Raw genomic sequence first — 6,783 nt, forward strand, 5'->3', positions numbered from 1 at the left:
AAGACCACGAAAGGTTCTCAACTATCAATCGGCAATGGCAGTTCTGCCAGACTTCGATTAACTAGACCAATAACTAAGAATAGGTCGAAAGTGTTGCACTTGATTTGACAATTCGGGCATTGAAATTATTAACTAATAAACGTAATCAAACAGATGAGAAGGGATCGCAATGGCAGACCGCTATTTGATTCTTGAAGACGGCAGCGCCTACCTAGGCGAAGGCTTTGGCTCGCCAGCGGTTTCGACTGGAGAAATCGTCGTCAATACGAGCATGACGGGCTATCAAGAAATTATTACCAATCAAATTTATCATAATCAAATCGTTGCTTTTACGCAGCCGACGATTGGCAGTTACGGCATCAATCACGACAGCTATGAATCGATTTTACCCACGGTCAAAGGGGTCGTCGTACGTGATGTCGCTAGTATCTCGACTAATCGGCAGCGACGTTGGTCATTGGACCAATACCTAAAACAACAAAACATTCCAGGGATCAGTCACATCGACACCCGGCACCTCGCCAAGCAGTTACGAGCTAGCGGTCCGATGAAGGCTAGCATCGTGGACGTGGCGGATGCCCACGCTTTTGACCAACTCGGTGCAACCGTGTTGACCAATCAACAAGTTGCCGCCGTCGCCACACCAAAACCATTTCCCAATCCAGGGACTGGTTTGAACGTGGTCGTGGTCGATTTGGGGCTGAAACACGGAATTTTACGTGAGCTTAGTAAACGGGCTTGCAACGTCACGGTGTTGCCATACACCGCCACGACCGAAGAAATTCTGAACCTTGATCCGGACGGGGTCGTCTTGTCAACCGGTCCTGGGAAACCACAAGACTTGCCGGACAGCGTGACTGAGATGATCAAAAATATTCAAAACCGGGTACCGCTCTTTGCAATTGGTCTCGGTCATGAATTGTTTGCGATGGCTAATGGTGCACAGATCATGAAGTTGTCACCCGAACATCACGGCACCAACCATCCGATTCGCGAAGTCATTACTAATCAGATTATTTATGCCTCACAGGGGCAAGGCTTTGCGGTCGATGCGGACACCGTTGACCGTAATAAATTAATTACCACGTTTGTTGATTTAATTGACGGGACGATTCAGGGCTTGCGTCTGCGCGATTTTCCAGCTTTTTCAGTCCAATTCTTCCCAGATGGCGCGCCCGGACCAACTGAGACGCGGGATATCTTCGATGAATTTGTTGAATCCATGCAACAAGCAAGGGGGCCAATCTGGTGAACAATCAAACCTTACAAAAAGTCCTGATCATCGGGGCGGGCCACAACGATATCGGCCGTGAAGGACAACATGATGCGGCCGTCACCCAAATCGGTGCGGCGATTCGGCGACTCGGTATCGCGGTCGTACTCGTGGATAACAACGCCTATTCAGTAGCGGCGGAAAATCGGTTTGCGGATAAGGTCTACTTAGAGCCGTTGACGGTTGCTGCTGTGACTAAAATTATCGAGGCCGAGCAACCCGATGGCCTGATTCCTTCCTTGGGTGGCATTCAAACGGTGACCCTGATTCAGGGGTTAATTCGAAATAACGTGCTTAAGAATAATCAGGTCAAGCTGTTGCAGTGGGATCAAGACGTTGTCGATATGATCGTCAATCCCGCCCTCATGAGTAATCGGCTGAAGGATATTGGCGAACCGGTGATTGCCTCGCAGGTCGTGGCCAGTACTGCAGAAGCGATGGCGGTCGTGCGTCACGTCGGCTTCCCGGTCATCGTTAAATCAGTGGCGCCACGGATTGAAGCGAGTCGGCAACTCTGTGAAGATGAAGATGAACTGCAACAAGCGTTAGCGATGGGCTTCAAAGTGTCAGGTACCAAGCAATGCATTGTCGAACAAAGTATTGTTGGCTATAAGGAACTTGAGTTTGTTGCCGTCCGTGACCAAAAGGACACCGCATTACTCGTCAGTGGGATGGAAAACTTTGATCCGGTCGGCATTCACTCGGCGGACTCAATCGTTTTTGCGCCGACGCAGACGATCACTGACCAGGAGTATCAACAGTTTCGAGCCGCGACGCTGAAAATCATGCGTAAGCTGCGGCTCAGTGGGTCCTGCCACGTTCAGTTCGCCTTGGATCCGGCAACTCAAAATTACTATGTCATTAAAGTGACGCCGTATTTTGACCGCACGATGGCCTTGGCCGCCCGCGCAACCGAGTACCCACTCGCCCTAGTTGTCGGTAATCTGATGGTTGGTATTAGCTTAGCCGAAGTCAAATTACCGGGGGCTTATCGTAAACAGACGGCCCTCATCGAACCGGTGCTCGACCATATCGTCTGTCGCATCCCAGTCTGGCCGTTCAATGTGTTGAATAAGGTCAGCCATCAACTCGATACGGTCACTGAATCGACCGGATCCGTGATTGGCGTGGGTCGCTCAACGGAAGAAGCTTTGCTGAAAGGATTGCGCTCGACCGATGAATCACGGTATCACGTGATTGCCAATCGGCCACAGAACTATTCTGAAGGCGAACTGATTCAGCGCTTGATTCACCCACAAGCTGGGCGGATGTTGATTCTGCTAGAGGCACTGAATCGGGGCTACCAGATTGACGAGCTAGCTGAGTTGACCAAGATCGACGCCTTTTATTTCTATAAATTAAGTCATATTTTAGAAATCGAACGGGCTTTACGTGAGCGGCCTTTCGACGTCCACGCATTGGGACGGGCTAAATATTTCGGCTTTACCGATGAAGACGCGGCCGCTGCTTGGCAGGCTGAGGTCAGCAAGGTACGCCAGTTTGCACTGGAAAATGAAATTCGGCCGACGTTTAAAGAAATCGAACCAACGGCCGGCGAATTCACGGAACAAACCAGTACTTATTATTCAACTTATGAATTTGATAACGAAAGCCAACCGACTACGGGTCGTCGCGTGGTCGTGATTGGCACCGGCGCCAACCGCATCGGGACCAATCATGGGAACGATTATCTCGTCTCACAGCTGTTGTTTTACTTGAAGAAGGCCAATTACGAGCCAATTCTGATCAACGCTAATCCGAATAGTGTGGCGATGACGCCGCAATTGGCGAAAAAGCGCTATGTTGAGCCTAAGCAGTATTCTGACATTTTAAACGTGTTGGCGATTGAAAAGCCGTTGATCGTCTTTACCACCTACCATGACTATCGACTGGGCCAACAGCTGATTCGGGATGGCTATCAAGTGATTCAAATCAATAACAGTTTGCCTCGCGAACAAATCAAGACGAACGATTCACCGGCCGTGGAAGTGATTACGGACGGAACGGATGTCTCAATTTTCGGGATCAGCGAAATTATTGCCGGTAATAATCTTCGTGGCAACGTGCGCGGTGCGGTCGAAGTCTTCCCAATTCGGGATAAGGCTGAAAATCAAGCGATTACGGCATTGACTGACGAAATCAAGCAACGGGTCCTCGCGATGGGCGCCCCCGGATTATATACCGTGCGCTTGGCAATTGCGGATACGAAGCTGCAACTGGCCACGATTGAACCGATGAGCATTGCGACCATGGCACTGATCAGTAAAGCAAGTGGCTCCAGTGTGACTCGCTTGTTACTACACGTGAAGTTGGGCGAGTCGTTGACCAAGGTGATGTACGACTATCCAAACGTCAACCGCTTGAAGCCCGTTTACGTCCAGGCCAACACGTTCCCATATAATCATTTACAGATTTATGATGAAGTCGAAGCAACCGGTGAACCTGGCCACGCGACTGGGACGGTGATTGCCCATGGTGACACGTTGAAAGCGGCGTTGACGGCCTTGAATCAGGGCAATGAGGACACTGACTTCTAGGTTGACATGCCCATGTTCGCTTGACACTGTGCCGTTATTTGACCAACGTCATTAAGAAATATTGGCGATCGCAACCTAACCAAAACTTGGTCGGGTTGTGATTTTTGAGTTGCAAGTGTGAACTAACGATAACCAGTTAACATTGGAATCAATGGGGTAAAACGGATATAATGTAAATTTAGGTGCTTGAACGAGTATCAGAACAAAAGGGTTAGTTGGGGAGGAATTGAAGATGCGCAAACACAGAACGGCAATCGTGGTGATTGCACTTGCCGTCTTGGTCATGTGTAGTCCGTTGCTATTGAATAATCACGCTTTATTAGGGGTGGATGGTTATTTTCAATATAACCGGATTTATGAGGCCGCGTTACAATTAAAAAATCACAATTTTAGTTTTATCAATCTGTATTCATTTCAGCAAGCGGGCCGGGTGGTCAACAGCCTCTACAGTCCGCTGATCACTTACATTGCCGGCGCGTTATTACTGCTAGTCGGCAATTGGTTTCGATTCCAAATACTCTCACTAGCAATCGTTTATTTTGCCAGTGGGATGTTGATGTACGCGGCCGGTCAGCGGCTTCATTTTTCAAAACGGGTCTCGATCGCTTTGGGCGTGATTTTCTTAAGCTCCAACGTGGTCTACGGCTTCTTATTCGGTGTCACTTGGCGCTCGATTGCGTTTGGCTTATTGCCGTTACTCGTCGGTCCGATCCTAGATCTGTATGCCGGCAAGTGGGAGTTGTTACCGATGCTTAAGTTGGGCATCTACATTGGGTTGTTAGCGCAATTTCAAATCCTGACAGTTGCGTTAGTCCTCCCATTCCTAGTGCCATTTTTCATTCACGGGCTGTGGCGAACAAAATTCGAAGTTAGCGGATTACTAAACTTCGTGGCGGCGGTCTTGCTGGCAGTATTGCTCAGTCTCGATACCATTCTGCCATTGTTAGAAGTCTACCGGGGCAACACCTTGATTCCACCCGTTGCGATGGATATGGCACCCAATGCCAGTCTGATTTTTCAGCCGATCTATAATGGCGTCGACTCCAATAGCGATATCGTCTTGACCATTATCGTGTATGCACTGTTGACTGGTCTGGTCGTCTTCTGGCACCGCTTGACGCCATTCACAAAGTTATTTGCGACGGTCTCGATGGTCTATCTAGTGATTGGGACGACGCTATTTCCGTGGGATTTGATGCAAAAATCGTTCCCACTCTTGCAATCATTCTTGCAAATGCCACGCCGGATTACGCTGATTGGGACGCCGTTCATGTTGCTAGCGACAGTCTTGGTTTATCGTGAGGTGGCCCACACGCAGACCAGTGAAATACTTCACCGGAGCATTGGGATTGCGGCGACTTGCTTGAGTCTGATTTCGCTCATATTATGCACGCAAAAAGTCAGTCAAAACGTGCATTTTACGATTGCCGACTCGACGCCACTCGCGCAAGGGTTACAGACGGCTGATGGCAATGTGCATTCACGGCTGAAGTACATCAAACAACTGCAACCGGCGTTTCATACGCGGAAACTCGGACAGCTGATTGATGATGCTGATCGAACGACCCCGGACTACGTGCCCGTCACGCATAAGGTTGTCACGGACCCAGACGTTTACCATGCCTACACGCGGAATTTTTCTAAACAGAAATCGCGTTTTAAGCACCAAGTCATCCGTGATGGCATCAAGCTCACTTGGCATGCTAAACACGCGAAAGTCCAGACGCTACCAGTCGTCGCTTATCGTCGAACCGTGCTAGTGTTGAACGGCAAACGCGTCACATCAGCACAAATCAAGCATCATTGGATCGGTAATATTGGGCTGAAACAGCGCCGTGGCAAGAACGTGCTCATCATCCGCTATCAAAGCAGTTTCGTTACCAAACTCGGAACGGTACTTGCAATCGTTGCGTGGATTGGTGTGCTAATCGCCTGGCCGATCACAATCAGACGGTCACGGCGGTCTGCGGCAGCGGAACAGTAATCTGTCAATTTGGATATTAAGACCTTGTATCCGCGAGCGGTTATCGCCCGTGATTGGTCACAAGCGGCATCATCTGGTTAGGCGGATGATGCCGCTTTTTGTCAAGAACAGCGCTTTCATTTGTAGTATGCTTAACTTAACATTTTGATAAAGGATGGTTATGCAAATTGGCAAAGACACTATATTTAATGCGGCACGGTGAGACCTTGTTCAATCGGCTGCACAAGATTCAAGGTGCGTGTGATTCACCACTAACGGAACGGGGTATTGCGGATGCCAAGCAGGTCGGCGACTATTTTCGGCGAGCACAGATCACGTTTGATCATGCCTACTGTTCGACCCAGGAACGCGCAAGCGACACCTTAGAACTCGTGACTGACCAGCCTTACGAACGGCTTAAAGGGATTAAGGAGTGGGGCTTTGGTGTTTTTGAAGCAGAATCTGAAGTCTTGAATCCCAAACCCGACCCAGTTCGGCGCAGCCACGGTGATTTCTTCTTACAATATGGTGGTGAAAGTGACTTACAAGTTCAGGCGCGCGTGGTCAAGACGTTGACAGAGATTATGGAACGCCCCAATCATCAGCAGGTTCTCGCGGTGAGCCACGGGGGCGCCAGCTTCATGTTCTTGCGAAAATGGCTGTCGATGGACGAAATTGAACGGCGGGGCATCGTGTTACACAATTGTGCCGTTTTGAAATATCGCTATGAAGCGGGACAGTTCCAGTTTGATGAAGTGATTGATTGGTCGGCTAGGCCAACAGCTCAGATAAATTAAAATTATGTCAACTAGCGATTGGTTGCTCTTTTTAACGAGAATTAGTCGCGGCGTGCAAACAGCCTATTCAGAATTAACTGAGTAGGCTGTTTTTGTGGGTCTATGATATTTAGTGTTGATAGATAATATCCATCAACACTATTTTTATGTACAACAAAAGGACATATCGTCCTGTGCTACAATTAAGTCGACCAAAACCAATTGAAAGCGAGT

Annotated in this window: 4 protein-coding genes; all 4 read left to right on the forward strand. The window is 48.9% G+C overall.

What is annotated here, in order from left to right; translation table 11 throughout:
• The first annotated feature begins 169 nt into the window (after positions 1-169).
• The 4 genes from MZO40_RS16490 (at position 170) to MZO40_RS16505 (ending at position 6,570) form a co-directional block, all read left to right on the forward strand.
• A complete protein-coding gene (locus MZO40_RS16490; protein WP_252133452.1) occupies positions 170-1,252 on the forward strand; it encodes a carbamoyl phosphate synthase small subunit in 1,083 nt (360 codons plus the stop codon).
• Positions 1,249-3,810 (forward strand): ATP-grasp domain-containing protein, encoded by a 2,562-nt coding sequence (locus tag MZO40_RS16495; RefSeq protein WP_105920088.1) that lies wholly within the window; start codon positions 1,249-1,251, stop codon positions 3,808-3,810. Before MZO40_RS16490 ends, MZO40_RS16495 begins: the two co-directional genes overlap by 4 nt.
• 232 nt (positions 3,811-4,042) lie before the next feature.
• Positions 4,043-5,794: a hypothetical protein gene (locus MZO40_RS16500; protein WP_122217873.1), complete on the forward strand. Its 1,752-nt coding sequence runs from the start codon at positions 4,043-4,045 to the stop codon at positions 5,792-5,794.
• Between the two features lie 167 nt (positions 5,795-5,961).
• Positions 5,962-6,570 (forward strand): histidine phosphatase family protein, encoded by a 609-nt coding sequence (locus MZO40_RS16505; RefSeq protein ID WP_105961757.1) that lies wholly within the window; start codon positions 5,962-5,964, stop codon positions 6,568-6,570.
• The last annotated feature ends 213 nt before the right edge of the window (positions 6,571-6,783 follow it).

Source organism: Lactiplantibacillus sp. B652 (assembly GCF_023806745.1).
Lineage (GTDB): Bacteria > Bacillota > Bacilli > Lactobacillales > Lactobacillaceae > Lactiplantibacillus > Lactiplantibacillus pentosus.

Coding starts and splice junctions, on each gene's coding strand:
- MZO40_RS16490 (WP_252133452.1), top strand. CDS start 170: ATGGCAGACCGCTATTTGATTCTTGAAGACGGCAGCGCCTACCTAGGC.
- MZO40_RS16500 (WP_122217873.1), top strand. CDS start 4,043: ATGCGCAAACACAGAACGGCAATCGTGGTGATTGCACTTGCCGTCTTG.